This window comes from Mesorhizobium sp. M0140, assembly GCF_040322475.1.
Taxonomy (GTDB): Bacteria; Pseudomonadota; Alphaproteobacteria; order Rhizobiales; family Rhizobiaceae; genus Mesorhizobium.
Genome location: NZ_JAMYTM010000002.1, coordinates 290,911 through 315,111, shown reverse-complemented (window position 1 = coordinate 315,111; position 24,201 = coordinate 290,911). Strand labels below are relative to the sequence as shown.

The 24,201-nt window shown below is 64.6% G+C and carries 19 protein-coding genes and 1 pseudogene; 7 read left to right on the top strand and 13 right to left on the bottom strand.

Annotated elements, in window-relative coordinates; all coding sequences use genetic code 11:
* Positions 1-64 precede the first annotated feature (64 nt).
* The gene (locus NKJ37_RS03500; RefSeq protein ID WP_164762277.1) at positions 65-856 is read right to left on the bottom strand and encodes an ATP-binding cassette domain-containing protein; all 792 of its coding nucleotides are present in this window, start codon (positions 854-856) and stop codon (positions 65-67) included.
* Positions 857-1,070: 214 nt separating this feature from the next.
* On the opposite strand from NKJ37_RS03500, the gene NKJ37_RS03495 reads away from it, so the two are divergent.
* From NKJ37_RS03495 to NKJ37_RS03475, 5 genes and pseudogenes are all read left to right on the top strand, one after another.
* The gene (locus NKJ37_RS03495; RefSeq protein ID WP_352772708.1) at positions 1,071-3,254 is read left to right on the top strand and encodes a TonB-dependent siderophore receptor; all 2,184 of its coding nucleotides are present in this window, start codon (positions 1,071-1,073) and stop codon (positions 3,252-3,254) included.
* A 25-nt stretch (positions 3,255-3,279) separates the two neighbouring features.
* The gene (locus tag NKJ37_RS03490) at positions 3,280-4,140 is read left to right on the top strand and encodes an ABC transporter substrate-binding protein (RefSeq protein WP_352772706.1); all 861 of its coding nucleotides are present in this window, start codon (positions 3,280-3,282) and stop codon (positions 4,138-4,140) included.
* Positions 4,137-6,140, top strand: a complete 2,004-nt coding sequence (gene fhuB / locus NKJ37_RS03485; RefSeq protein WP_352442125.1) for a Fe(3+)-hydroxamate ABC transporter permease FhuB — start codon at positions 4,137-4,139, stop codon at positions 6,138-6,140. The genes NKJ37_RS03490 and fhuB overlap by 4 nt, the downstream gene beginning before the upstream one ends.
* A 109-nt stretch (positions 6,141-6,249) precedes the next feature.
* Positions 6,250-7,974: an ABC transporter ATP-binding protein gene (locus tag NKJ37_RS03480; RefSeq protein ID WP_352442124.1), complete on the top strand. Its 1,725-nt coding sequence runs from the start codon at positions 6,250-6,252 to the stop codon at positions 7,972-7,974.
* Between the two features lie 36 nt (positions 7,975-8,010).
* A pseudogene (locus tag NKJ37_RS03475) lies at positions 8,011-8,685 on the top strand (cysteine hydrolase family protein).
* A 235-nt stretch (positions 8,686-8,920) separates the two neighbouring features.
* Here NKJ37_RS03475 and NKJ37_RS03470 read toward each other — a convergent pair.
* Together NKJ37_RS03470 and NKJ37_RS03465 are read right to left on the bottom strand one after the other, a co-directional pair.
* On the bottom strand, positions 8,921-9,862 hold the full coding sequence (locus NKJ37_RS03470; protein WP_128304108.1) for an LLM class flavin-dependent oxidoreductase: 942 nt from the start codon (positions 9,860-9,862) through the stop codon (positions 8,921-8,923).
* Between the two features lie 109 nt (positions 9,863-9,971).
* Positions 9,972-10,127 carry a hypothetical protein gene (locus NKJ37_RS03465; RefSeq protein ID WP_023811179.1) on the bottom strand — a complete coding sequence of 52 codons (156 nt, stop codon included), beginning with the start codon at positions 10,125-10,127 and terminating at the stop codon, positions 9,972-9,974.
* Positions 10,128-10,417: 290 nt separating this feature from the next.
* On the opposite strand from NKJ37_RS03465, the gene NKJ37_RS03460 reads away from it, so the two are divergent.
* Positions 10,418-11,185, top strand: coding sequence for an SDR family NAD(P)-dependent oxidoreductase (locus tag NKJ37_RS03460; RefSeq protein WP_352772704.1), 768 nt, complete (start codon positions 10,418-10,420; stop codon positions 11,183-11,185).
* Positions 11,186-11,393: 208 nt separating this feature from the next.
* Here NKJ37_RS03460 and NKJ37_RS03455 read toward each other — a convergent pair whose 3' ends face one another.
* The 7 genes from NKJ37_RS03455 to NKJ37_RS03425 all read right to left on the bottom strand — a co-directional run bounded on the left by NKJ37_RS03455 (position 11,394) and on the right by NKJ37_RS03425 (position 19,118).
* Positions 11,394-12,338, bottom strand: coding sequence for an ABC transporter permease (locus NKJ37_RS03455; RefSeq protein ID WP_128304109.1), 945 nt, complete (start codon positions 12,336-12,338; stop codon positions 11,394-11,396).
* Positions 12,335-13,390, bottom strand: coding sequence for an ABC transporter permease (locus NKJ37_RS03450; RefSeq protein ID WP_128304110.1), 1,056 nt, complete (start codon positions 13,388-13,390; stop codon positions 12,335-12,337). The genes NKJ37_RS03455 and NKJ37_RS03450 overlap by 4 nt, the downstream gene beginning before the upstream one ends.
* The gene (locus tag NKJ37_RS03445; RefSeq protein ID WP_128304111.1) at positions 13,390-14,901 is read right to left on the bottom strand and encodes an ABC transporter ATP-binding protein; all 1,512 of its coding nucleotides are present in this window, start codon (positions 14,899-14,901) and stop codon (positions 13,390-13,392) included. The genes NKJ37_RS03450 and NKJ37_RS03445 overlap by 1 nt, the downstream gene beginning before the upstream one ends.
* Before the next feature lie 172 nt (positions 14,902-15,073).
* A complete protein-coding gene (locus NKJ37_RS03440) occupies positions 15,074-16,105 on the bottom strand; it encodes a BMP family protein (protein WP_023811183.1) in 1,032 nt (343 codons plus the stop codon).
* A 154-nt stretch (positions 16,106-16,259) separates the two neighbouring features.
* Positions 16,260-17,465, bottom strand: a complete 1,206-nt coding sequence (gene pcaF / locus NKJ37_RS03435; protein ID WP_352442123.1) for a 3-oxoadipyl-CoA thiolase — start codon at positions 17,463-17,465, stop codon at positions 16,260-16,262.
* 1 nt (position 17,466) lies between these two features.
* On the bottom strand, positions 17,467-18,264 hold the full coding sequence (locus NKJ37_RS03430; protein WP_352772701.1) for a CoA-transferase subunit beta: 798 nt from the start codon (positions 18,262-18,264) through the stop codon (positions 17,467-17,469).
* Positions 18,261-19,118 carry a CoA transferase subunit A gene (locus NKJ37_RS03425; protein WP_352772699.1) on the bottom strand — a complete coding sequence of 286 codons (858 nt, stop codon included), beginning with the start codon at positions 19,116-19,118 and terminating at the stop codon, positions 18,261-18,263. Before NKJ37_RS03425 ends, NKJ37_RS03430 begins: the two co-directional genes overlap by 4 nt.
* Before the next feature lie 120 nt (positions 19,119-19,238).
* Between NKJ37_RS03425 and NKJ37_RS03420 the strand changes: the two genes are divergently transcribed.
* Positions 19,239-20,009, top strand: a complete 771-nt coding sequence (locus NKJ37_RS03420; protein WP_352442121.1) for an IclR family transcriptional regulator domain-containing protein — start codon at positions 19,239-19,241, stop codon at positions 20,007-20,009.
* 219 nt (positions 20,010-20,228) lie between these two features.
* Here NKJ37_RS03420 and NKJ37_RS03415 read toward each other — a convergent pair whose 3' ends face one another.
* Genes NKJ37_RS03415 through NKJ37_RS03405 form a run of 3 tightly spaced genes read right to left on the bottom strand, consistent with a single transcriptional unit; the run spans position 20,229 to position 24,201 of the window.
* Positions 20,229-21,530 carry an NAD(P)/FAD-dependent oxidoreductase gene (locus tag NKJ37_RS03415; RefSeq protein WP_352750658.1) on the bottom strand — a complete coding sequence of 434 codons (1,302 nt, stop codon included), beginning with the start codon at positions 21,528-21,530 and terminating at the stop codon, positions 20,229-20,231.
* 2 nt (positions 21,531-21,532) lie between these two features.
* Positions 21,533-22,912: a glutamine synthetase family protein gene (locus NKJ37_RS03410; protein WP_352772695.1), complete on the bottom strand. Its 1,380-nt coding sequence runs from the start codon at positions 22,910-22,912 to the stop codon at positions 21,533-21,535.
* A gap of 5 nt (positions 22,913-22,917) precedes the next feature.
* Positions 22,918-24,201, bottom strand: coding sequence for a glycosyltransferase (locus tag NKJ37_RS03405; protein ID WP_352442118.1), 1,284 nt, complete (start codon positions 24,199-24,201; stop codon positions 22,918-22,920).

The window sequence follows — 24,201 nt, the reverse complement described above, 5'->3', positions numbered from 1 at the left end:
AGCTTCTTCCTTGTTCTCACAGCGGCCTGCCGCCTTTTATTTCCCGCCGCCGCATCAGATATTGTCACTGCACATAGCCGACAGGCTGGCCGGTGACGGGGTGCGCGAACACGCCCATCTCCACACCGAAAATGCCTTTCAGCACATCGCTGCGCATGATTTCGCCGGGCGTGCCGCGCGTCAGCAGCTTGCCGTCCTTCAGCGCGATCAGTTCGTCGCAGTAGCGCGCCGCCATGTTGGGATCGTGCAGCACGACGACGACACATAGGTCGCGTTTGCGGCTGAGCTCCTTGACCAGCCCGAGCACCTCGACCTGATGGGCGATGTCGAGTGCCGAGATCGGCTCGTCGAGCAGCATGACGCCGGCGTTCTGCGCCACCAGCATGGCGAGCCAGGCGCGCTGGCGCTCGCCGCCCGACAATTCGTCCACCAGCCGGTCGGCAAAACCCTCCATATCGGTCAGGGCCAGCGCCTCCTCGACATGCTGCCTGTCCTCGGCGCGGAAACGGCCAAGCGCGCCATGCCAGGGATAGCGCCCGAGCGTCGCCAGTTCGCGCACGGTCAGGCCGGTCGCCGCAGGCGTCGTCTGCGGCAGATAGGCAAGCGCGCGGGCAAATTCGCGGGCACCCCATTGCGGCAACGGACGCCTGGCGAAAGTGATGGCGCCTGAACTCGCCGGCTGCTGGCGCGCCATGAGCTTGATAAGCGTCGACTTGCCCGAACCATTGTGGCCGATCAGCCCATAGACGCGCGAGCGCTCCAGTTCGAGCGAAACCGGACCGAGCAGCGTCCGCTCGCCGACGGCAAAGCGTACGGCATCGATATGGAAGGCAGTCTGGGCATCAATTCCAGCCATGCTCATGGCTTTTCTCCAGTGCGGCCGCCCGCATTTCCAGATCCGGCTTTCGACAGGTCATGCCCGGTTGACTATGAAACATGACCTTACTAGTCAACATTGAAGATGACTGCAATGATCAACAAATCGTCGCGACCGGCGATATCGGCACGGAATTGGGAAATAGGAGGCGCACCGGATGATTTCAGGACATGGACCGATTTGGCAGAACCGGATGGCGCGCAAGCGCCTGCTGATCGCAACGGTGTCGCTGCCGGCCCTGCTTGGCTGCGGCCATGCACTGGCCCAGGAGACGGTCACCACCACCCTGGACCCGATCAACGTCCAGGAACGTGTCGAAAGCGCATTCGGGCCGGTTAAGGGCTACGTTGCCACCAAGGGCTCCACCGGCACCAAGACCGACACGCCGCTGATCGAGACGCCGCAATCGATATCGGTCATCACCAGGGACCAGATGGAAGCGCAAGCCGTCGACAGCCTGAACAGCGCGTTGCGCTACACACCCGGCGCCACCGGCAATCTCTACGGCACCGACAATCGCGGCCTCGGCCTGCAGTTGCGCGGCATTTCGAACGCCAGCGGCGTCTTCTACAGGGACGGGCTGCAGCTCAAGGAGAGCAATTTCACCCTGTTCACCGCACTCGATTCCTATGGCGCGGAACGCTACGAGGTGCTGCGCGGACCGGCGTCGGTGCTTTATGGCCAGGCAAGCCCCGGCGGCATCATCAACTATGTCAGCAAACGGCCAACCGAGGAAAACCTGCGCGAGGTCGAATTCGGTGGTGGCAGCTTCAACCGGTATGAAGGCAGGTTCGACTTCAGCGGTGCCGTGAACTCCGACAAGTCGCTGCTGTTTCGCCTCACCGGTGCCGCTCACATGGGCGACACGCAGACCGATTTCGTCAAGGACGACCGCATCTTCATCGCGCCGGCGATCACCTGGCAGCCAGATGCCGACACCAGCCTGACCATCCTCGCCAACTATCAGCGCGATCGCTCGGGATGGGCGATGCAGTATCTGCCTGCCTACGGCGCGGTCATACCGGGCAAGGACGGCAAGTACCTGCCGAACAGCATGTTAGTCGGCGAACCCGGCTTCGACTCCTACAACAACGACCAGGCCTCGATCGGCTACGAATTCGATCACCGTTTCAACGAAACCTGGCAGGTTCGACAGCATGCCCGCTACGTCCACCTTACCCACTCCGAGGAAGGCGTCTTTGGTGGCGGACTGACGGACTCGAACGGCCTGGAACCTTCAAGCGGCGACTACTACCGTTATGCAGATGCCGGTGGCACCAAGCTCAGCGGCGTCACCATCGATAACCAGGCACAAGCCGATTTCGACACCGGGCCGCTTGCCCACACGCTGCTCGTCGGCCTCGACTACAAACGCTACACTTACCGCGACTATGCCTCGGAAGGGACCGTCGAGGACGGTTTCAACGTCTTCGATCCGATCTACGGCTACAAGATCGGTGATCTGACGCCCTATACCGATACCGACACCACCCAGCAGCAAGTTGGCCTCTATGCGCAGGATCAGATCAAGCTCGGCAACTGGCGGCTGACCCTTGGCGGCCGCCAGGATTGGTCGGACGCCAAGGTCTACGACAATCTGGCCGGTGGCTACATTCCCGAGCAGAAGGACAACGCCTTCACCAGCCGGGCGGGGCTCGTCTACCTCGCCGACAACGGGCTTGCGCCCTATGTCAGCTATTCCGAATCGTTCCAGCCGGTGGCGGGCGCCGACAGCGACGGCAATCTGTTCGTGCCCGAGACCGGCAGACAATACGAGATCGGGCTGAAGTACCAGCCGACCGGCTGGAATTCCTTCATCACGGCCTCAGTTTTCGACTTGACCCGGCAGAATGTCGTGCGTTCCGGCAATGAGGGCTCACCCAACGATCTGTTCCAGACCGGGGAGATCCGTTCGCGCGGCGTGGAACTGGAAGCCGTGGCGAGCCTGGATGCGGGCCTCGATCTGAGAGCGGCCTACACCTACCTCGACACCAAGATCACCAAGGCGACCGCTGTCGAAGACGTCAACGGCGTCTGGGTCAGCAACGAAGGCAACATGCCCTTCGGCGTGCCGGCCCATTCCGCATCGCTTTGGGCCAATTACACCTTCATGAGCGGCAAGCTCGAAGGTCTCGGCCTGGGTGCCGGCGTCCGCTATGTCGGCTCGACCTATGGCGACGACGCCAACAGCTTCAAGGTTCCGTCGGTCGTGCTCGCCGACGCGGCGGTGCATTACGCCTGGCAGAACGCCACGCTCAGCCTCAATGCCAGCAATCTGTTCGACAAACGCTACGTCGCCTCCTGCTTCTCCTCGGGCTTCGGCTGCTTCTACGGCGAGGGCCGCAGGATCAACGGTTCGGTGAAATACACATGGTAGAAGCAAGGTGGCGGGCCGACCCAAAATGGCGGCGCTGACACGGCGCCAGTATCTTGCCGGCCTCGCCGCGACCGGCCTCGCCTTGCCGGGCGGCATGGCACGCGCGGCACCTGCCCGCGTCGTCTGCCTGGAATGGACATCGGCCGAAATCGTGGTCTCGCTCGGCCTGTCGCCGCTCGCCGTCGGCGACATCAGGGGTTATGGCGATTGGGTGCAGGGCCCGGCACTGCCGCAGGCCACCGTCGACCTGGGATCGCGCGGCGAACCCAATCTCGAACTGCTCAGGGAATTGCGACCCGACCTGATCGTCGGCGCCTATGGCTATGGCTTGGACGAGAGCAGCTTCACCAGACTGGCGCCGACCTTCAACGTTCCGTTCTACAGCGGCAAGGCTCCACCTTACGCGCAGGCGCAACAGGTGACGCTGCAGCTTGGCGACATGCTTGGCCGTGGGGCGGAAGCAGAAAACCTTGTCGGGCGCATCAAAGCCTCGATCGCGCACGCCCGCGCCAGGCTGGAGCGGGCGGTGCAAAAACCGGTCTGCGTCGTCAGCATGTTCGATGATCGCCATGTCCGCGTCTACGGCGCCGGCAACCTGCTGCAGGATGTCCTCGACCGGCTCGGCCTCGTCAACGCCTGGACCGGCGCCACCAATGAATGGGGTTTTTCGACGGTCGGCATCGAGGAACTGGTCGCCGTCGGCGAGGCGCAGCTGATCTCGCTCGATCCTATCCCGCCGCACATCAGGATCAGGATTGCCCGCAGCTCGCTCTGGGCCAATCTGCCCTGCGTCCGGAACGGCCAAGTGCGGACCATTCCGCCGGTCTGGCCGTTCGGCGGTCTCACTGCTGCCGCGCGTTTCGCCGAATTCGTGGCAGCGGCATGATCGCCCAGGCAATGTCCCTGCCGCGACAGAGCGACGGCATCGGCGCGCTTATCCTGTTGGTAGCCGTGCCTGCGGGGCTGGCGCTGATGCTGACCGTCTTCGATCTCATCCACCTTCTGCCTACGCACCTGTGGTGGCAGGCGCTCACCGCCCCCGACACATCCGATCCAGCGCAGTTGCTGTATCGCTATGCCTTCCTGCCGCGTGTCGCTGTCAGCATGCTGGCCGGCGCTGCACTTGGTCTCGCCGGTGCCATCATGCAGCATGTGCTGCGCAATCCGCTGGCCGAGCCGACCACGATCGGCACCAATGCCGGAGCGAGCCTCGCTCTGGCGGCCGCCACTCTTTACGCGCCGTGGCTGCTGGAAGGTGGGCGCGAAGGCGTGGCGCTGGCCGGCGGCGCGCTCGCCACATCAGCCGTTTTCGCACTGGCGCGCGGGCGCAGCTTTTCGCCAGTGTCGATCATCATCGCCGGCCTCGTCGTCAGCCTCTCTTTCGGCTCGGCCGGCGCGCTGCTGATGGCGCTCAACCGCGAATACACCGAGGAGCTGTTCATCTGGCAGAGCGGCTCGCTGGTGCAGAATGGCGACGCGGAGGTCGTTGCTCTGGCGCCGTGGCTGCTGGCCGGCATCTGCGCCGCGTTCCTGCTCTGGCGACCCCTCCGGCTGCTCGATCTCAGCGACGACGGCGCGGCATCGCTCGGCACCCGGCCGGCCGTCATCCGCCTTGCCGGCATGGCTGTCGCCGTCTCGCTCAGCGCGCTGGTCGTCGCCGAGGTGGGCGTCATCGGTTTCGTGGCGCTCGCCGCCCCGGCGCTGGCGCGGCTGGCCGGAGCGCGCACGCTTGGCCGCCGCCTGGTCTGGTCGCCGCTGGGCGGCGGCACCCTGCTCTGGCTCACCGACCGTCTGGTGCAGCATCTGCCGTTCGCCGGCGAAATCCCCGCCGGCACCGCGACCGCTTTGCTCGGCGCGCCGCTGCTGCTGTTCCTGTTGCCGCGAATGCGAACCACTCCCGAAAGGCAGACCGACATGGTGTCGTCGGTACGCCTGCCGTCAAACGGCCTGCCGTTGATCGCGGGCCTGCTGGCGCTCATCCTCGCGGTTGTTCTCGCCATCGGCTTTGGCCGTGGCGCAAGCGGTTGGCACTGGATCGCATCCGAGGATTTGACCGAGCTGCTTGCTCTGCGAGCGCCTCGCGTCGTCGTCGCCCTGTCGGCGGGCGTCCTGCTCGCCGTCGCCGGCACGCTGATGCAGCGCATGACCGGCAACCCGATGGCCGCGCCCGAGGTCCTGGGCATTTCCGGCGGCGCCTCTTTCGGCGTGCTGGCGCTGCTGTTGCTCAGCGACGGCTTCAACCGCGCGGCAATGCTCGGCGCCGCCCTCGCCGGCGCCATGCTGGCGCTGACGATCGTTGTTTTGACCGGGCGGCGCAATGCCCTGTCGCCGGAACGGCTGCTGCTTGCCGGCGTCGCCGTTGCGACGGTCGCGTCCGCCTTCGCCGCGCTGCTTCTGGCCAGCGGCGATCCGCGCATGGACTTCCTGCTCACCTGGCTGTCGGGATCGACCTATCGCGCAACACCCAATGATGCCCTCACCGCCGCAACGGTCGCGGTCGCCGTCCTCGCGCTGGCGCCGCTGACCGCGCGCTGGCTCGATATACTGCCGCTCGGCGAAACCGCCGCGCGTGGCCTTGGCCTGCGACTGGGACGTGTTCGCGCCACATTGCTTGCGCTCACCGCATTAGCCACCGCAACCGCGACATTGGTCATCGGCCCGCTGAGCTTCGTCGGCCTGATGGCGCCGCACCTCGCACGCATGCTCGGCTTCCGCCGCGCCGTGCCGCAGCTTCTGGCCTCGGCCATGACAGGCGGGCTGATCCTCGTTGCCGCCGACTGGGCAGGGCGGACGCTGATCTTTCCCTGGCAAGTGCCGGCCGGCCTCATCGCCGCCTTCGTGGGCGGCCCCTATTTCATGGCGCTGATGTGGAAAGGCAGGCAATGAAGTCGGCCCTGGCATATTGCCGGCCCTGCCCTGCCGATTGTAAGCAGCGCCCATCGATGGCGGCCGGCGCCCTCGCCGCGTCCATCAAGACAGCTTGCGGTTCACCTCGATGATCAGACGTTTCCTTTCCTACTACGCGCCCTGGAAGGGGCTGTTCGCGCTCGACTTCTCCTGCGCGGTGCTGGCCGGTCTGCTCGAACTCGGCTTTCCCATGGCGGTCCGCACCTTCGTCGACCAGCTGCTGCCGCAGCAGGACTGGACGCTGATCATCATCGCCTCGACCGGGCTGCTGGTGATCTATCTGCTCAACACGGTGCTGATGGCGGTCGTCACCTATTGGGGCCACATGCTCGGCATCAACATCGAGACCGAGATGCGGCGCAAGAGCTTCGATCATCTGCAGAAACTGTCGTTCCGCTTTTACGACAATCACAAGACCGGCCATCTCGTCGGCCGCGTCACCAAGGATCTCGAGGAGATCGGCGAGATCGCGCATCATGGCCCCGAGGACCTGTTCATCGCCATCATGACCTTCGCCGGCGCCTTCGTGCTGATGTTCACGGTCAACATGCATCTGGCGTTGATCACGGCGGTGATCGTGCCTCTGATCGCCTGGGTGACGATGCGCTACGGCGACCGCATGGAGCGCAACTGGCAGGCGCTCTATCGGCGTGTCGGCGATTTCAACGTCCGCATCGAGGAGAATGTCGGCGGCATGCGCGTCGTCCAGGCCTTCGCCAATGAGGAGCATGAGCGCACGCTTTTCGCGCATGACAACCAGCGCTACCGCCAGACCAAGCTCGACGCCTACCGCATCATGTCGGCCAGCAATTCCCTGAACTATATGGGCATCAGGCTGATCCAGCTCGTGGTCATGATCGCCGGCAGCTACCTCGTCATTACGGGAGGCCTGAGCAATGGCGGCTTCGTCGGCTTCCTGCTTCTGGTCGGCGTCTTCGTGCGGCCGATCGAAAAGATCAATTCGGTGATCGAGACCTATCCAAAAGGCATTGCAGGCTTCCGCCGCTACACCGAGCTGCTCGACACCGAACCCGACATCGCCGACCGGCCTGATGCCGTTACCGCCAGCGGGCTCAAGGGCGACATCGAATATCGCGGTGTGAGCTTCGGTTATGGTGACGGCAAGCCGGTGCTCAGGGATATCGATCTCGCCATTCACGCCGGCGAAACCATCGCCTTCGTCGGCCCGTCGGGCGCCGGCAAGACCACCATATGTTCGCTGCTGCCGCGGTTCTACGAAGTCAGCGCCGGGCGGATCAGCATCGACGGCATCGATATCAGGGACATGACGCTCGCTTCGCTGCGTGGCCAGATCGGCATCGTCCAGCAGGATGTCTTCCTGTTCGGCGGCTCGATCCGCGAAAACATCGCCTATGGCCGTCTCGGCGCCTCCGACGAGGCCATCACCGATGCCGCGCGGCGGGCGCAGCTAGACGGCATGATATCGGGCCTGCCGGCCGGCTTTGACACGATCATCGGCGAGCGCGGCGTAAAATTGTCCGGCGGCCAGAAGCAGCGGCTGGCGATCGCCCGCATGTTCCTGAAGAACCCGCCGATCCTCATCCTCGACGAGGCGACGTCGGCGCTCGACACCGAGACCGAGCGCGAAATCCAGAAGTCGTTGGCCGAACTTGCCGAGGGCCGGACCACGCTGGTCATCGCACACCGGCTGGCCACGATCCGCGGCGCCGACCGCATCGTCGTCGTCTCGGAGTCCGGCGTCGTCGAACAGGGTTCGCACAGCGAACTGCTCCGCGCCGGCGGCATCTATCGGCGCCTGCACGACGCCCAGCATCTGGTGTCGTCGCGCTGATCCACTATGGTGGCGGCCCAAAGCAGGGAGCCCCGGATGATCAAGGCAACGCCCTTCGATTTCCCCTATGACGGCAGGCTGGTGGCCGAAAACACCGCGCTGATCGTCATCGACCTGCAGCAGGATTTCCTTTCGACATCAGGCTACTTCGCCAGGCAGGGCTATGACCCGTCGCCTCTAAGGGCGATCCTGCCGACGGTGAGCCGGCTGATCGCGGCCGCGCGCAAGGCCGGCGTCAGGGTCATCCACACGAGGCAGGGCTAGCGGGCCGATATGGCCGATATGACGCCTTACGAAAAATGGCGCCGCAAGCGCGCCGGTCTCGACGGCACCGATATCCTGCTGCGCTCGGGCACGGGGTTCCAGATCGTTCAGGAGATCGATGTGGCGCCGCAGGACATCATTGTCGACAAGACCTGCAACAGCGCCTTCATTTATACGGATTTCGAGCTTGTCCTGCGCGCGCAAGGCATCACGCATCTCATGTTTTCCGGATGCACGACGGATGTCTGCGTCCACACCACGCTGCGCGAAGCCTGCGACCGGAATTTCCAATGCCTGACGATCTCGGACGCTTGCGCCAGCGGCGACAGACAAGCGCACGAAGCAGCGCTTCACATGGTGACGGTTGAGGATGGCGTCTTTGGCGCGCTCGCTGATTCCAGCGCTGTCATTGAAGGCTTGTCGCGATTGTCGGGCATGGCGAGTTAGGGCGCCAAGATCAATGCCGGCGGGACAGCACCCCTCTCTGGCCTGCCGGCCATCTCCCCCGCAAGGAGGGAGATTGGCTGTCATCTCGGCTTTCACTAATCGCCAACGTGGCAAGACGAGCGCTGCGGGTGAAGCTGTCGATCTCCCCCCTTGCGGGGGAGATGTCCGGCAGGACAGAGGGGGGTGTGAAGGATCTCGGCGTTACCGGAATAGCTTTCATTCCGTAGGCCAGAACTCAGCCCGTTGCGCGCGTCTCCAATCCTGCACGAGACGCATATGCCCCAGGCTGGAATGCCTCGTGTTCGCGACGCGCCAGCGAATTGCGCAGCAGGGCGATGGTTTCCCGGCCGACCGTTGCGATCTCACGCGGCGTGTCGACGCCGACAATCATGAATTCATCGATCCCGAGGGCTGCATAGGCAAGCAGCGACAGGGCGGCCTGGGCTGGCGGCCCGGCAACATCGATCGCCTTGTGGCCGGAGGCGGAAGCACCTTGGTGAATCCCGACCGGAAGCGCGAAGCGCAGCTTGCCGGCCCGGCCATGTTCGGCGGCCGAGCGGCGCACCCGCTCCATCAATTGCCGGATCTCATCGATCGAGCCCGGTGCCAATTCAAAGACATCGGCATGCCGGCCGGCAACTTTGAGTGCCGTTCCGGACTGCCCGCCCATGCGGATGACCAGGTCGGCGCCGTGCGGTCCCTTGCGCGGCACGTAGCCGCCCTTGATGCTGTAGAACGTTCCTTCGTGGTCGAAGGGCCGGTCGTTCGACCACAGCCGCTTCAGCAACACCAGATATTCGTCTATGCGCTGCCAAATGACGGTGTGCCCGACCGGCCGTGTTTCGGCGTCGGCGTCGCTCAGCGGCTCGCTGATCATCCTCAGCGCCAGGCGTCCGCCGCTTTTCCTGTCGATCGACGCCAGTTGGCGGGCTGCCACGGTCGGTTCGACCACGCCCGCCCAATGGGTGAGCACGACTTCCAGCGACGAGGTGCGATCGAGCACTTGGGCCGCAAGATCCATGTTGGTCAGCAGCCCGGCCGAATCGTCGACGACGATCTTGCGGAAGCCGCCATCCTCGATCAGCCCGAGCTTGGTCGCGGTCTCGGCAAAGTCGTAGAAAAAGGGAACCGCGGCATCGGCGGTCTTACCCGGAATATGCGTGAACTCGATCGGCATTGCCATGTCCTCCGTTGTGTCGGGCGCGCGAAAGCACGCCGAGGATTCGGTTCATTCAACTCCGATTGCCTGAAAGCGGTGGGCAGCTAACCCCGGTCGATCTGACGACTCAGGGAATAAGGCCCAGAACAACTGCCCCGGTGAACACGAACGCAAGGGCAAAGACGAGATAGGCGAAAGCCCCGGCATAGGCCGGGCGAAAGGCCTGGGCATTGGCCGACCGCTGAGCGCTGCGATCCGTCTGGGCGTTCTGGATGTAGGACATATCGACCTCCGTCTCGGCGATTAATCTATAAAACTGGTAGACTTTGTCGATTGCTATTTTTGGGCTAAAGACAGAATAATTTTCTCCTATGATGCCGGAAGTTGGTAGGCACTTGCTTAGAGGGAGCGCTCGGACGGCCGATCCATATGGCGCGTCCGTTTTTTGCTTCTGCGTCCGAATGGACCTATGGCCTTGCCCTCGCTGCGCTCAATTCGTGGATTGGCCGCCCGGCACGGGCGCGGTAGCATCGCCCAACCAGCAAAGCGAAATCGTCACACAGGGGCAGAAAAATGGGCACAAGACTGGCCGGCAAGGTCGCCATCATTTCGGGAGGAGCGACGGGAATGGGCGGAGCGGCTTCGGAGCCGTTCGCCGCCGAAGGCGCCAAGGTGGCGATCATCGACCGCAACGGCGAGGCGGCCGCCGCAACCGCAGCGGCGATACGCGCGCGGGGACAGATAGCCGAGCATTTCATCGCCGACGTCTCCGACGAAGCCCAGGTCGAAACGGCGGTGAAGGGTGCTATCGAAAAACTCGGACCGGTCACCGTGCTGTTCAACCACGCCGGCACCATCGTCATCAAACCCTTCCTGGAGACGACGGTCCAGGAATGGGACTGGCTGCATGCCGTCAATGTGCGCTCGATGTTCCTGATGACGCGCGCCGTTTTGCCCGGCATGATTGCGGCCGGCGGCGGCTCGATCGTCTGTACTTCGTCGATCTCGGCGGTGGCGGCGACTCCCAACGAAGTGCTCTATGACACCACCAAGGGCGCTTGCCACATGTTCGCCCGCGCCATCGCCGTCGAGTTCCGCGACCGCAACATCCGCTGCAATGCGGTCTGCCCCGGCTTCATCCGCACGCCGCACGGCCTGCGCGAGGTCGCCGACCTCGGCAGGCTCGGCGTCGACGTCTCCGACGCGGCGCTGGCCGCGCAGCAGGGCCGCATCGGCGAACCGGAAGAGGTGGCGAGGGCAGCGCTCTACCTGGCCAGCGACGAGTCGAGCTTCGTCAACGGCACGCATCTGTTTGTGGATAACGGCTTTACCGCGATGTGAGACGCTCAAAGAAGGCGCGAACTTGGCAGGATGCGGGTTCCTCGCCCCCACGAATGGGGGGAGAGGTGGCTCGGCGAAGCCGAGACGGAGAGGGGGAATGGCTCGACCTTGCCTTGCTTCGGCGACAACTCGCCAGCGTCGCAGGCCTCTCTCCGACCGCTTCGCGGCCACCTCTCCCCGCTTTGCGGGGCGAGGAACCCAAGCTTTGCTACCGCTCTTCCCGCCGAAACGGCTTGAGCAGCGCCGACGGTGCCACCGCGTTGCGCGACATCACCGCCATGGCGACGATGGTGAAGATGAACGGCAGCATCAGGAACGCCTCGTAGGGGATGTGTCCGAGCCCGCTGGCCTGCATGCGCAGCTGCAGCGCATCGACGAAGGCGAACAGCAGTGCCGCACCCGCCGAGCGCCACGGATCCCAGCGGCCGAACACGACCAGCGCGATCGCCACCCAGCCGCGCCCCGACACCACGCCGAAGGTGAAAGCGTTGAACTGCGCCATCGACAGGAAGGCGCCGGCCAGCCCCATCAGCGCCCCGCCGAGGATGACTGCCTGGAAGCGCGTGGCGGTGACACTGACCCCCGCCGAATCCGCGGCGCGCGGGTTTTCGCCGACCATGCGCACCGACAGGCCCCATGGCGTGCGGTAGAGCACGAAGGCGGCGAGCGGAATGGCGAGGATCGCCATGTAGACCAGCGCGAACTGGTTGAACACCGCCGTCCCGAGCACCGGGATGTCAGACAGGAGAGGGATCGGCAGCGTCTGAAAACCCTTGATGCTGGGCGGCACTGATTGCTGGCCGAAGATCAGCCGGTAGAGGAAATAGGCGAGGCCCGACGAGAACAGCGTCACGCCGATGCCGCAGACGTGCTGGCTGAGGCCGAGCGCCACGGTGAACAGCGCATGCAGCGCGCCCATCAGCATGCCGGTGAGCACCGCCGCCAGCACGCCAAGCCACAGGCTGCCGGTGAGGCTGGCGGCGGTGAAGCCCGTCATCGCCGACAACAGCATGATGCCTTCGATGCCGAGATTGAGCACGCCGGCCCGCTCGGAAAACATTTCGCCGAGCGTCGCGAAAGCCAGCGGCGTGGCAATGCGGATGATCGCGGCCAGGAAGCCGACCTGGAATATTTGTTCGAACACCGCGCTCATCGGGCAACTCCGACGCGACGGATGCGATAGGCGGTGAACAGCAGCGCCACAAGCATGGCAAGCAATGCGGTGCCCTGGATGACGTCGCTGAGGAAGGCCGGCACGCCGGTCGCCCGCGACATCGCCTCGGCGCCGGTCATCACGGCGGCAAGGAAGATCGCCGCCGGCACGACGCCGAGCGGATTGAGCCGCGCCAGCATCGCAACGACGATGCCGGAATAACCGTAGCCCGGCGAGATGTCGCTCATCACCTGGAAATGCACGCCGCCGACCTCGCCGACGCCGGCCAATCCGGCCAGCGCGCCGGACAGCAGCGCCGTCGAGATCAGCACCCGCTCGACGTGGATGCCGCCATATCTGGCGGCTTCCGGGTTTTCGCCGGTGACCCTGATCCTGAAGCCGAGCGTCGTGCGCACGATCAGGAACCAGATCAGCGGCGCCGCGATCAGTGCCGCGACGACGCCGAGATGCAGCCGCGTGCCTTCGAGCAGCACCGGGAAATTGGCCGAATCCTCGATCGGCGGCGAGATCGGATAGCCGCTGAAACTGTCCTTCCACGGCCCCTCGATCAGCGCCATCAAGGCGTAATAGATGACCGAGTTGAGCAACAGCGAACTGACGACATCATCGACCTTGAATTTTACTCTGAGCGTCGCCGGCACCAACGCGACTGCGGCTCCCGCTGCGGCGCCCGCCACCGCCATCAAGACCATGGCGAGCGGCCCCGGCATTGGAATGGCGCCGACAAAGCAGCTGGCCACCGCGCCGGCAAGCAATTGCCCTTCGGCGCCGATGTTCCAGAATTTTGCTCGGAAGGCGACCGCGACCGCCAGTCCGGTGAAGATCATGGGTGTTGCACGCACCATCGTTTCGGTGATCGCATAGCTGTCGCCCAGCGACGCCGTGAACATCACGCCATAAGCTTCGAGCACGCCGGGGCCGGCCAGCGCAATAAGGCCGCTGCACAAGATGAGCGTTGCTCCGATCGCGAGCAATGGCAGAGCGAGGTTGAACCAGGTCGGCGTCGAGCTGCGGACCTCCAGGCGAAACATCAGCTGTGGCCCTCCGCCCCGGTCATCATCAGGCCGAGCCGTGCGATCGTTGCATCGGCGCTGTCGAGCGTGCCGACGATGCGGCCCTCATACATCACCGCGATGCGGTCGCAGAGCACCAGCAGTTCTTCGAGATCCTCGCCAATGACGACGATGCCGCAGCCCTTGGCGCGCATGTCGAGGAATTTTTCGTGGATGAAGCGGGCGGCTCCGATGTCGAGGCCGCGCGTCGGCTGCGAGACAACAAGCACCTTCGGATCGAAGGCAAGCTCGCGTGCCAACAACGCCTTCTGCAGATTGCCGCCGGACAGCGCCCCGGCGCGGGTCATCGGCCCGGGGCACCTGATATCATAGGCCTTGATCTGCGCCTCAGTGAAGGCGCGGATCGCATCGGGCTTGAGCAGGCCCCTGCTGCTGAACGCTGTGGTGCCGATGCGCGGCAGCACCATCGAATCGGCCAGCGGCAGATTGGTCACCAGTCCGGTCGTCATGCGGTCTTCCGGGATACGGCCAAGTCCGAGCGCCTGCACCTCGCGCGGCGAGAACCGCGAGACCTTTTGGCCGGCAATCGTCATCCGGCCGGCATCGGGCGCCCGCACGCCGGAGATCACCTCCGCCAGCGCCCGCTGGCCATTGCCCGACACCCCGGCAATGCCGAGGATTTCGCCGGCACGGACGGCAAGCGATACGTCGCGCAGCGCCGTGCCCGAATGATGCGAGGTTGAGATACCGTCGAGCGTCAGCACATCAGCACCCGGCGCCGATGGTCCCCGCGCCGGCGGCACGATCTCATGGCCGCACATCAGTGTTGCCATCTCCGAGGATGTCGTGTTGGCCGGGTCATCGACGCGGCCGGCAACGCGGCCATGCCGCAGCACCGTGCAGCGATGCGTCAGCGCCCGCACCTCGTTGAGCTTGTGCGAGATGAAGATGATGCCGAGACCTTGCGCCGCCATAGAACGCAACGCCGAAAACAGCCCGTCGACCTCGCTTGGCGCCAGCACCGCCGTCGGCTCGTCGAGGATCAGCAGCCTGGCGCCACGAAACAGCGCCTTGACGATTTCGAGCCGCTGCTGCTCGCCGACCGACAGCGCCGAGACCGGCAGGTCCGGGTCAAGCACCAGCCCATGCTGGCGGCCGATCTCGGCCAGCCGCGCCAGCCCGCCGGCGCGGTCGATCCGTCCTGTCTTGCCGGGAATGCCGATGAGCAGGTTTTCCAGCACCGTCAGCCGCGGCGCGAGGTGAAAATGCTGGTGCACCATGCCGATGCCGGCGGCCAGCGCATCGGCGGAACTGGTGATCCGCACCGTCTGGCCCTGGATGAGAATCTCGCCGGCGTCGGGCGCATAGGCGCCGAACAGCACATTCATCAGCGTCGTCTTGCCGGCGCCGTTTTCGCCCAGTAGCCCGAGGATCTCGCCGGGCGCGACGCTGAGATCGACGGCCTCGTTCGCCTTGACGGCGCCAAAGCTCTTGGTGATGCCGCGCATTTCGATGAGTGGGGCGGACAAGGATGCTCCTGCGGAGAGAGGCTCTGCTTCACCCTCCCCCTTGTGGGGAGGGTCGGCTCGCAGTCGGAGCGAAGCGGAGATTGCGAGACGGGGTGGGGATGCGCCCTACGAGGACCCCCCCCCCGCTCCGCTTCGCGGATCGACCCTCCCCCCAAGGGGGAGGGTAAAGAAATCAATCCGAAACCGGCGTATTCTCGTCCACATCCACCCGGAAATTGCCTTCCAGAATCTCCGCCTTCTTCTTTTCGACCAGCTCCTTGACGTCCGCCGGCAGCGTCTTGTCGAACTTGTGGTAGGGCGCCAAATGCGAGCCGCCCTTGGCCATGCGCGAGAAATCGCCATAGTCCTGCGCGGTGAAGACGCCGGCCCTGACCAGTTTGATCGCCTGCTCGACCGTCGGATACATGTCCCAGACCGGACCGGTGATGACCGTGTCGGGGCCGAGACTCGACTGGTCGGACATGTTGGAGATGGCGAGGATCTTCTTGTCCACCGCGGCTTCGATGACACCGAAGCGCTCGGCGTAGATGACGTCGACGCCGGCGTCGATCTGCGCGACCGCCGCTTCCTTGGCCTTGGGCGGATCGAAGAACGAGCCGATGAAGGCGACCTTCTTCTTGATGTTGGGATTGACCTCCCTGGCGCCGGCGAAGAAGGCGTTGACCAGCCGGTTCACCTCCGGAATGCCCATCGCCGCGACGGCGCCGATCGTACCCGACTTCGACATCTTGCCAGCGATCATGCCCGAGAGATAGGCGGGCTCGTGGATCCAGTTGTCGAACACCCCGAAATTGGGTTCCGCCGGGCCGGCGCCGGAGCCGAACAGCCAGGCGGTCTTCGGGAACTGCTTGGCGGTGCGGCGCGATTCGCGCTCGGCGGCGAAGGCGTCGCCCAGCACCAGTTGGTAGCCGCCTTGCGCATATTCGCGCATGACGCGGCTGAAATCGGCGGTCTGCACCTTCTCCGACCATTTGTATTCGATGCCGAGTTCCTTCTCGGCCTTCTGCAGGGCGACATGGATCTGGTTGTCCCATGGCTCCTCGATCGGCGTGGCGAAGATCGCCGCCACCTTCAGCTTCTTGTCCGCCGCGAAGGCGGCGCCCGGCAGCATCGTTGCCGCCAAACTAAGCGCGCCCAGCTCCAGTACATTGCGTCGCGAAAGCCCTTCGCGTTTTATCTGCGATTTATTGTTCCGGTTTTCCATTGCATTCCCCTCTGTTCGACAGCCGTGTCGAGCCGGCTGTTCGTGAAAATGTCAGACGGGGAAGTATGGAACGACGCCAGACTTTTGTCCACGTGGTCAAATTTGAACCGCGCACCGGATTCTTGATCTTAGCCGGCCAAGCAAGGGCCGCCGATCAAACCCGTTCCAGCGCGATCGCGATGCCCTGGCCGACACCGATGCACATCGTGGCAAGCGCATAGCGGCCGCCGCGCTCACGAAGCTCCAGCGCCGCCGTGCCGGAGATGCGGGCACCCGACATGCCCAGGGGATGGCCGAGCGCGATGGCGCCGCCATTCGGGTTGACGTGCGGTGCATCCTCGGCAATGCCGAGCTGGCGCAGCACGGCGATGCCTTGCGAGGCAAAGGCTTCGTTGAGCTCGATGACATCGAACTGTTTTGGTGTCAGGCCAAGCCGCGCGCAGAGTTTTTGCGTCGCCGGCACCGGGCCGATGCCCATGATGCGCGGCGCAATACCGGCGGCAGCGCCGCCGAGGATGCGGGCGATCGGCGTCAGGCCATACTTTTTCACGGCTGCCTCGGAGGCAACGATCAGGGCCGCCGCCCCGTCATTGACGCCGGAGGCATTGCCGGCCGTCACCGTGCCGCCCTGGCGGAACGGTGTCGGCAGCCTGGCCAGCGCATCGACCGTCGTGCCAGCACGGGGATGTTCATCCTTCGAGACGACAACCGCATCGCCCTTGCGCTGCGGGATCGTCACTGGCGTGATCTCCTTGGCCAGCCGGCCATTGGCTTGCGCGGCGACCGCCTTGTCCTGGCTGCGCACGGCAAAGGCATCCTGGTCCGCGCGGGAGATGGCGAACTCTTCCGCGACATTCTCGCCGGTCTCCGGCATCGAATCGACGCCATACTGCTTCTTCATCAGTGGGTTGACGAAGCGCCAGCCGATGGTGGTGTCGTAAATCTCGGCATTGCGCGAAAACGCCGTGTCGGCCTTGGGCATGACGAAGGGTGCCCGGCTCATCGATTCGACGCCACCCGCGATCATCAGTTCCGCCTCGCCTGCCTTGACGGCCCTGGCTGCGATGGTCAGCGCATCCATGCCGGAGCCGCACAGGCGGTTGACGGTGGAGCCCGTAATCTCCTTCGGCAAGCCTGCCAGCAGCAGCGCCATGCGCGCCACGTTGCGGTTGTCCTCGCCGGCCTGGTTGGCACAGCCATAGACGACATCGTCGACAGCCTGCCAGTCGATGCCGGGATTGCGCTCGACCAATGCCCTCAGCGGTATCGCGCCGAGATCGTCGGCACGCACGGAAGACAGCGAGCCGCCGAAGCGGCCGATCGGCGTGCGGATGTAGTCACAGATGTAGGCCTCGGCCATGTCATGCAGCCTTTGCTTTTCCGGTTCCCTCATGCGCCGCCTTGGTGCGGGCCTGCAGGTCGCGCAATGTCTTGAGTTCGAGTTCGCTTGGCGCCGGCGTTTCGTCAAGCGCCTCGCCGAACTTAACCACCCAGCCACAGCTCTCCTGCACCTGCTGGCGGGTGACGCCTGGATGCAGCGACACGACGGTGAATTCCTTGCTCACCGGATCCGGGTTCCAGATGGCGAGATCAGTGATCAGCAAGGTCGGGCCGGCGGTGTCGATGCCCAGACGCTTTCGATGATCGCCGCCCTCGCCATGGCCGAAGGAGGTGAAGAAATCGATCTTCTCGACCATGCCGCGCTTGGTCTGCGCCATGGTGATGTAGATCTCCTTCGACGACGTCGCGATCTCTGGCGCGCCGCCGCCGCCGGGCAGCCTGGTCTTTGGGTGAAAATAATCGCCGATGACCGTGGTGTTGATGTTGCCAAACTTGTCGAGCTGCGCCGCACCGAGGAAGCCGATCGAGATGCGCCCACCCTGCAGCCAGTAGCGGAACATCTCCGGCACCGCGACGGTGGTGACGGCGGTTTCGCACAATTCGCCATCGCCGATTGACAGTGGCAGCACGTCGGGCGCGGTGCCGATCGTGCCGCTCTCGTAAATCAAGGTGATGTCGGGCGCATGCGTCAGCCGCGCCACATTGCAAGCGGCGGATGGCGCGCCGATGCCGACGAAACAGACATCGTCATTGCGCAGCGCGCGGCTGGCGGCGATCGTCATCATCTCGTTGGGGGTGAAGCCCTGATTGTCGCTCATGCCGCTTTCCTCAGATGCTCGACCCGGGCCTCGAAATCGCCGGCACTCTTCTCGATGACGTTGGCCCGCATCCACGCCTGGAATTTCTCGCGGTCGGCGGCGATTTCGTCCCATTCGAGATAGGCGGCATTGTCGCGCGCATAATAGCCATGCGCGTAGGACGGATGCGAGCCTCCGGGCACGACCGATATCGCGGCAATCGTCCAGCGCGGCAGCACGGTCAGGTTGGGGTGCAGATCGTCGAAATTGTCGACCACTTCCTCGACCGTCACCACCGCGCGTTCGGCCGCCAGCACCGCTTCCTTCTGGATGCCGATGATGCCTTCGACCAGCACATTGCCTTTCTTGTCGGCCTTCTGCGCATGGATGAAGGTGACGTCAGGCCGGATCGAAGGAACAGCGGCCAGCACCTCGCCGGTGAACGGACAGGTGACAGACTTGATGTTCGGGTTGACCGCCGCGAGGCCAGCACCGCGATAGCCGCGAAACACCGCGCAGGGCAGGCCGGCAGCACCCGCTTCATAGGCGTTGGCCATGCCGGCATGGCTGTGCTCCTCGATTTCAAGTGAGCGCGGGAAACCGTTCTCGATGGCATCGCGGGCGCGGCGCAGCAGGCCGACGCCGGGATTGCCGACATAGGAGAAGACGATCTTCTTCGCCATGCCCATGCCGATCATCTGGTCGTAGATGAGGTCCGGCGTCATGCGGATCAAGGTCAGGTCGCGAAAACCCTGGCGGATCGCCTCATGCGCCGCCGCCGTCGGGATCAGATGGGTGAAGCCCTCGAAGGCAGCCGTGTCACCATCTTTCAAATTCTCGGCCACGGCCTGTTTGAGCGGCAGGAACTTGACCATCGCATCGGCTCCAGGCTGAGAAAGTTCGTATTGCGAACATATGTTTTATATGCGATACTTTCTATGCTGAGCAGAGGCGTGGAGTCAATCCTGACGCCGATGTCGTTCTGCGGAGACAAGATGGACGAAGAGGCTGTTTCCCGTGATCATGTCGGCTCGCTTGAACGCGGCCTTGCCGTCATGGAGATCCTGGCCCGCCATCCCTCGGGCATGACGTTGACTGAAATGGCCGAGGAAGCGGGCCTGACCCGCGCCGGCGCCCGCCGCTTCCTGCTGACACTCACCGCCACCGGCTATGCAACACAGGCCGGCCGCGTGTTCTCGCTGTCGCCGCGCCTGCTGACGGTTGCCCGCACCTGGCTCGGCGGCGCCTCGCTATGGGCCTTCGCCGCCCCCATCATGCGCGCGGTCGCCGCACAGCTGAACGAGGCCTGCTCGGCAGCCATCCTGTCGGGTGAGGATGTCGTCTATGTCGCCCGCATTCCCGGCCGCCGCATTCTCAGCGTGTCACTCGATGTCGGCACCAGGCTGCCTGCCTATTGCACCTCGATGGGGCGCATCTTGCTCGCGGGCCTGACGCCTCAGGAATTGGACGCATTCCTCGACCAGGCGACCATCGAGAGACGGACGCCGAAGACGATCATCGACGTCAGGCTGCTGGCCGGCGCCATCGGCAAGGCGAAAGCGGACGGCTTTGCCATCGTCGATGAGGAACTGGAACTCGGCCTGCGCTCGATCGCCGTGCCGATCCGCGACCGGGCAGAGCGCACGGTCGCGGCCATCAACGTCTCGACGCAATCCGCGCGTTTTTCTGTCGCGGAGATGGAGCGGGAGATCCTGCCCGTGCTGCTGGAGGCCAGGCAGCGCATCGAGGATTTTTTCGTGATCTAAGTCGGCGGGACAGCACCCCCCTCTGGCCTGCCGGCCATCTCCCCCGCAAGGAGGGAGATCAGCTGTTATCTCGGCTTTCGCCAAATCTACACCGTTGTAGGGCGAGCGCAGCGCTGAACCTGCCAATCTCCCCCCTTGCGGGGGAGATGTCCGGCAGGACAGAGGGGGGTGTGAAGGATCGCTACGGGTACTATTTTGTGCCGTTGCAGCAACGCGACTTCAATGCTTGATCCGATCCCGCATCGCGTACCACAGCATGCCGAGCACATAGAGCGGCCCACGCAGTGCCGTCCCACCCGGAAACGGCATCGGCGTCAGTGTCGAGAACAAATCTAGCCGCGAGGCGTCGCCCATGATCGCTTCGGCCAGCAGCTTACCGGACAGCGTCGACAGGATGACGCCCTTGCCGGAATAGCCATGCGCGAAATAGACCTCGCCATAGTGCCCGACGTGCGGCAGCCGCGATGTCGTCACCGACACAAGCCCGCCCCAGGCATGATCGATGCGGCAGCCCTTGAGCTGCGGAAAGGTCTTTTCCATATGCGGCCGCACGAAGCCGGCGATATCGGCCGGCGGTGACGGCGTGTAGCGTTCGCCGCCGCCGAACAGCAGGCGGCCATCCGCAGACATGCGGTAGTAGTTGACGACGAAGCGCGTGTCGGACACCGCGACATTGGCCGGGATGACATTGCGCTTGCCCTCCAGCGGCTCGGTGGCGACGATGTAGTTGCCGACCGGCATGATGCGGCTGTTGACGCGCGGCTCCAGCCCGTTGAGCAGAGCGTCACCCGCCAGCACGACATGTCTGGCACGCACCGAACCCTTTGATGTCGAGACCCGGACCGAAGGCTCGCGCTCCAGCCGCACGGCGACCGAATTCTCATGGATGGTGACGCCCGCAGCAACCGCGGCGCGGGCGAGGCCGAGCGTGTAGTTGAGCGGGTGCATGTGGCCGCCGAGCGGCTCGTACATCGCGCCATGGTAGGGTGTATCGACCTTGGCTCGGGCTTTAGCCGCCGATAGGATTTCCGCATGCGGGAACTTCATCACCGTGGCCAGGCACTCGGCCTCTTCCTCGAGATCCCTAAGGTCGGAGCCGTTGACCGCGCCGACCAGATGGCCGGTCAGCCTGAGATCGCAGTCGATGGCATGCCGCTCGATAATATCGAGCACCAGCCCGCGCGCCTCGAAGGCAAGATCGAACAGCACCTTTGCCCGCTCCGGCCCGTAGAGTTTGACCAGTCCCTTGGCGCCCTTGCGCAGGCCGGGGATCATTTGGCCGCCATTGCGCCCCGACGCCCCCCAGCCGATCTTGCCGCCTTCGAGCAGCACCACCTTCAACCCACGCTCGGCGGCGTGAAGGGCGGCGGACAACCCTGTGCACCCGCCGCCGACCACCACCAGGTCGGCATCGACATCGCCGGCGAGCGCCGGATGGTCCGGCGCTGGATTGGCGGTGGCGACATAATAGGATTTGGCGATATCGAGGCCCGAATTGAAGCCCGTTGAACTGCAAGCCATAGTCACACCTTCAGCAGAAGGTGGTCGCGTTCCCAGCTGGTCACCACGCCCTGGAAAAGGTCGAGCTCGACGCTCTTGACGCGCAGATAGGTCTGGAAGAAATCCTCGCCCAGCAGTTCACGCACCGGGCCGCAAGCCTCGAAACGATCGAGCGCCTCCTCCATGGTTTTCGGCAGCGTGCTCTTGATCTTGTAGGCATTGCCCGACGCTTCGGCCGACCGCGCCAGTCTCTGTTCGACGCCGAGATAGCCGGCAAGCAGCGAGCCGGCTATCGCCAGGTAAGGATTGGAATCCGCGCCCGGCAGCCGGTTCTCGACCCGCCGCGCGGAGCGGCCGCCGGCCGGCACGCGCAGGCCGCAGGAACGGTTGTCATGCGACCACTCGATGTTGGCCGGCGCGCTGTGGTTCGGCCTGATGCGGCGGAAAGAGTTCACGTTGGGCGCAAACAGCGGCATGATTTCCGGGACATATTTCTGCAGGCCGCCGATGAAATGGCCGAACATTGCGGTGTCGGCATCGTCGCTGCCGGCAAACAACGTCCTGCCGGCCTCGTCGATGACCGACATGTGCAGATGCATCGAGCTGCCGGCCTGTGCGGCGATCGGCTTGGCCATGAAGGTGGCCTGCATGCCGCTTTGCTGCGCGGCCTGTCGCGTCAGCCGCTTGAACAGCAGCACCTTGTCGGCCAGCGGCAGCGCATCGCCATGCAGGAAGTTGATCTCAAGCTGCGCCGTACCTGATTCGTGGATCAGCGTGTCGAGCGGCAGTCCGGCCGCCGCAGCGTAGTCATAGATGCGGCGGATCACCGGCTCGAACTCCTCGAGCGCGGCCATGTCATAGGGATGCTGCACTGTCTCGGCTCGGCCGTTGCCACCGACTGGCGCGGTCAGCGGACGGTCCGGATCGGGATTGGGCGCGGTGAGATAGAATTCCAGCTCGGGCGCCACCACCGCCCGCCAGCCACGCTTGGCGTAGAGATCGAGCACGGCGCGCAGCACATGGCGCGGCGAGGCCATCCAAGGCCGGTCGTCCATATGGAAGGCATCGGCAAAGACATAGGCCTTGCCGGGAGCGGCACCCGGCGCCAGGCAGAGCGTCGATACATCAGGCACCATGCGCATGTCCGGATCCGAATAGGCAAAACCCTCGTCGATCGAGCCGGAGTAGCGGCCGTCGATGCTGACCAGGAAAGCGCTGCTCGGCAGATAGAGCGCGCGGTCTTCAAGCGCCTGGAGGAATTTGGCCGTAGGCAGCGCTTTGCCGCGCAGGACGCCATTCATGTCGGGCACCAGGCACTCGACTTCGTTGATGCCGTGCCGGACCAGCCAGGCTTTGGCATCGGTACCGCTGGAGAGCGAGATGTTCGTGTTGTTGTCAGGCATTTCGTTCACGTCCGTATCAGAGAGAGTATGGTTTGCGCGGCCGCATCCGTTCCAGGTTTCAGCGCCATTTGGGCTGCATTGTCCTTGAGGCGGGTGCGCATGGCATCGTCGGCCAGCAGGCCGAGAATGGCTCTCTCCAACACTCCTTCGGTCCAGGCGTCACGGCCGATATGGTCTCCGACACCGGTCTCTCCGGCGCGCCGCGCATTGTCGTGCCCATCCCAGCAATAGGGCATGATCAGCGACGGCACGCCGAAGCGCAGCGCCTCGCAAAAGCTGTTGTTGCCGCCATGATGAATGAACAGATCCGACTTCGCCACGACCGAGGGCTGCGGAAACCAGGCGTCGAGATAGACATTGTCGGGCACCGCGCGATAGGCGTCGCGCAGGCCGCCGGCATTGACGATGAAGCGGGCCGGCAGCCTGTCGAACACCGCCAGCATGCGCTCGATCAGCCCGACATCCATGGCGCCGAGGCTGCCGAAGCTGACATAGACCAGCGGCCCGCCATTGCGCGGAAAAACCGGCACCTCGAACGGCCCTTCCGAACGCACACAGCCTTCGAGATAGACGAAGCGGGCCGGGTCGAGCGGCTCGGCGCGCTCGCGGCGCACGATCGAAGGCGTCAGCAGCAAATTGAGGTCGGGCGACGTCTCCAGGAACAGGCCCTTCGGCAGCGGCGCCAGGCCGGCATCCATCCGAAAGCGGTTGAAGCGGTCATGCGCCGGTGCCGAGGCCGTGAGATAGCGGGCCTCGAACGCCGCGCGTTGCGGGTCGTCGGCGCCAAGTCCCGACAGATAGGGTGGCACATTGGCATCCGGAAGCTCGGTCTCGGCGCAGGAGACGACGCGCACCCAGGGGCAGCTGGCGGCGGCGATCGCCGGGAACATGATGACATTGTCGAGCACCACCGCGTCCGGCTTCAGCCGCGCCAGCAATTGGCGCAGCGGCGCCTCGGCATTGACCGCGGTGTCGACGATGGCCTGCCAGGTCGGCGCGACATAGGTTTCCAGCTGGTCGATCGGGCTCAGCCGGAAATGCGGCAGGTGCCGGCGCACGAAAGCCTGCCAGTAGCTCTGGCGTTCGCTGTCGCTCAGCGGCTCTTCTGTCGGCAACTGGTATTCCTGGAAACCATAGTCGGCAAAGACGCCGGAAAAGCCGGCATGGCAGATGAAGACGGGCCGAGCGCCTCTCGCGCGCAACGCCTGCGCGATGCCGACGCAATTCAACGCCGCGCCGAAGCTTGCTTCGGGGAACAGCGCGATGGTCGGGCTGGCTTTACGCGTCAA

Bases quoted from the DNA above. Each gene is read 5' to 3' on its own strand.
- NKJ37_RS03500 (WP_164762277.1), bottom strand. From the start codon at position 856: ATGGCTGGAATTGATGCCCAGACTGCCTTCCATATCGATGCCGTACGC.
- NKJ37_RS03495 (WP_352772708.1), top strand. From the start codon at position 1,071: ATGGCGCGCAAGCGCCTGCTGATCGCAACGGTGTCGCTGCCGGCCCTG.
- NKJ37_RS03490 (WP_352772706.1), top strand. From the start codon at position 3,280: ATGGCGGCGCTGACACGGCGCCAGTATCTTGCCGGCCTCGCCGCGACC.
- fhuB (WP_352442125.1), top strand. From the start codon at position 4,137: ATGATCGCCCAGGCAATGTCCCTGCCGCGACAGAGCGACGGCATCGGC.
- NKJ37_RS03480 (WP_352442124.1), top strand. From the start codon at position 6,250: ATGATCAGACGTTTCCTTTCCTACTACGCGCCCTGGAAGGGGCTGTTC.
- NKJ37_RS03470 (WP_128304108.1), bottom strand. From the start codon at position 9,862: ATGCCGATCGAGTTCACGCATATTCCGGGTAAGACCGCCGATGCCGCG.
- NKJ37_RS03465 (WP_023811179.1), bottom strand. From the start codon at position 10,127: ATGTCCTACATCCAGAACGCCCAGACGGATCGCAGCGCTCAGCGGTCG.
- NKJ37_RS03460 (WP_352772704.1), top strand. From the start codon at position 10,418: ATGGGCACAAGACTGGCCGGCAAGGTCGCCATCATTTCGGGAGGAGCG.
- NKJ37_RS03455 (WP_128304109.1), bottom strand. From the start codon at position 12,338: ATGAGCGCGGTGTTCGAACAAATATTCCAGGTCGGCTTCCTGGCCGCG.
- NKJ37_RS03450 (WP_128304110.1), bottom strand. From the start codon at position 13,390: ATGTTTCGCCTGGAGGTCCGCAGCTCGACGCCGACCTGGTTCAACCTC.
- NKJ37_RS03440 (WP_023811183.1), bottom strand. From the start codon at position 16,105: ATGGAAAACCGGAACAATAAATCGCAGATAAAACGCGAAGGGCTTTCG.
- pcaF (WP_352442123.1), bottom strand. From the start codon at position 17,465: ATGGCCGAGGCCTACATCTGTGACTACATCCGCACGCCGATCGGCCGC.
- NKJ37_RS03430 (WP_352772701.1), bottom strand. From the start codon at position 18,264: ATGAGCGACAATCAGGGCTTCACCCCCAACGAGATGATGACGATCGCC.
- NKJ37_RS03425 (WP_352772699.1), bottom strand. From the start codon at position 19,118: ATGGTCAAGTTCCTGCCGCTCAAACAGGCCGTGGCCGAGAATTTGAAA.
- NKJ37_RS03420 (WP_352442121.1), top strand. From the start codon at position 19,239: ATGGACGAAGAGGCTGTTTCCCGTGATCATGTCGGCTCGCTTGAACGC.
- NKJ37_RS03415 (WP_352750658.1), bottom strand. From the start codon at position 21,530: ATGGCTTGCAGTTCAACGGGCTTCAATTCGGGCCTCGATATCGCCAAA.
- NKJ37_RS03410 (WP_352772695.1), bottom strand. From the start codon at position 22,912: ATGCCTGACAACAACACGAACATCTCGCTCTCCAGCGGTACCGATGCC.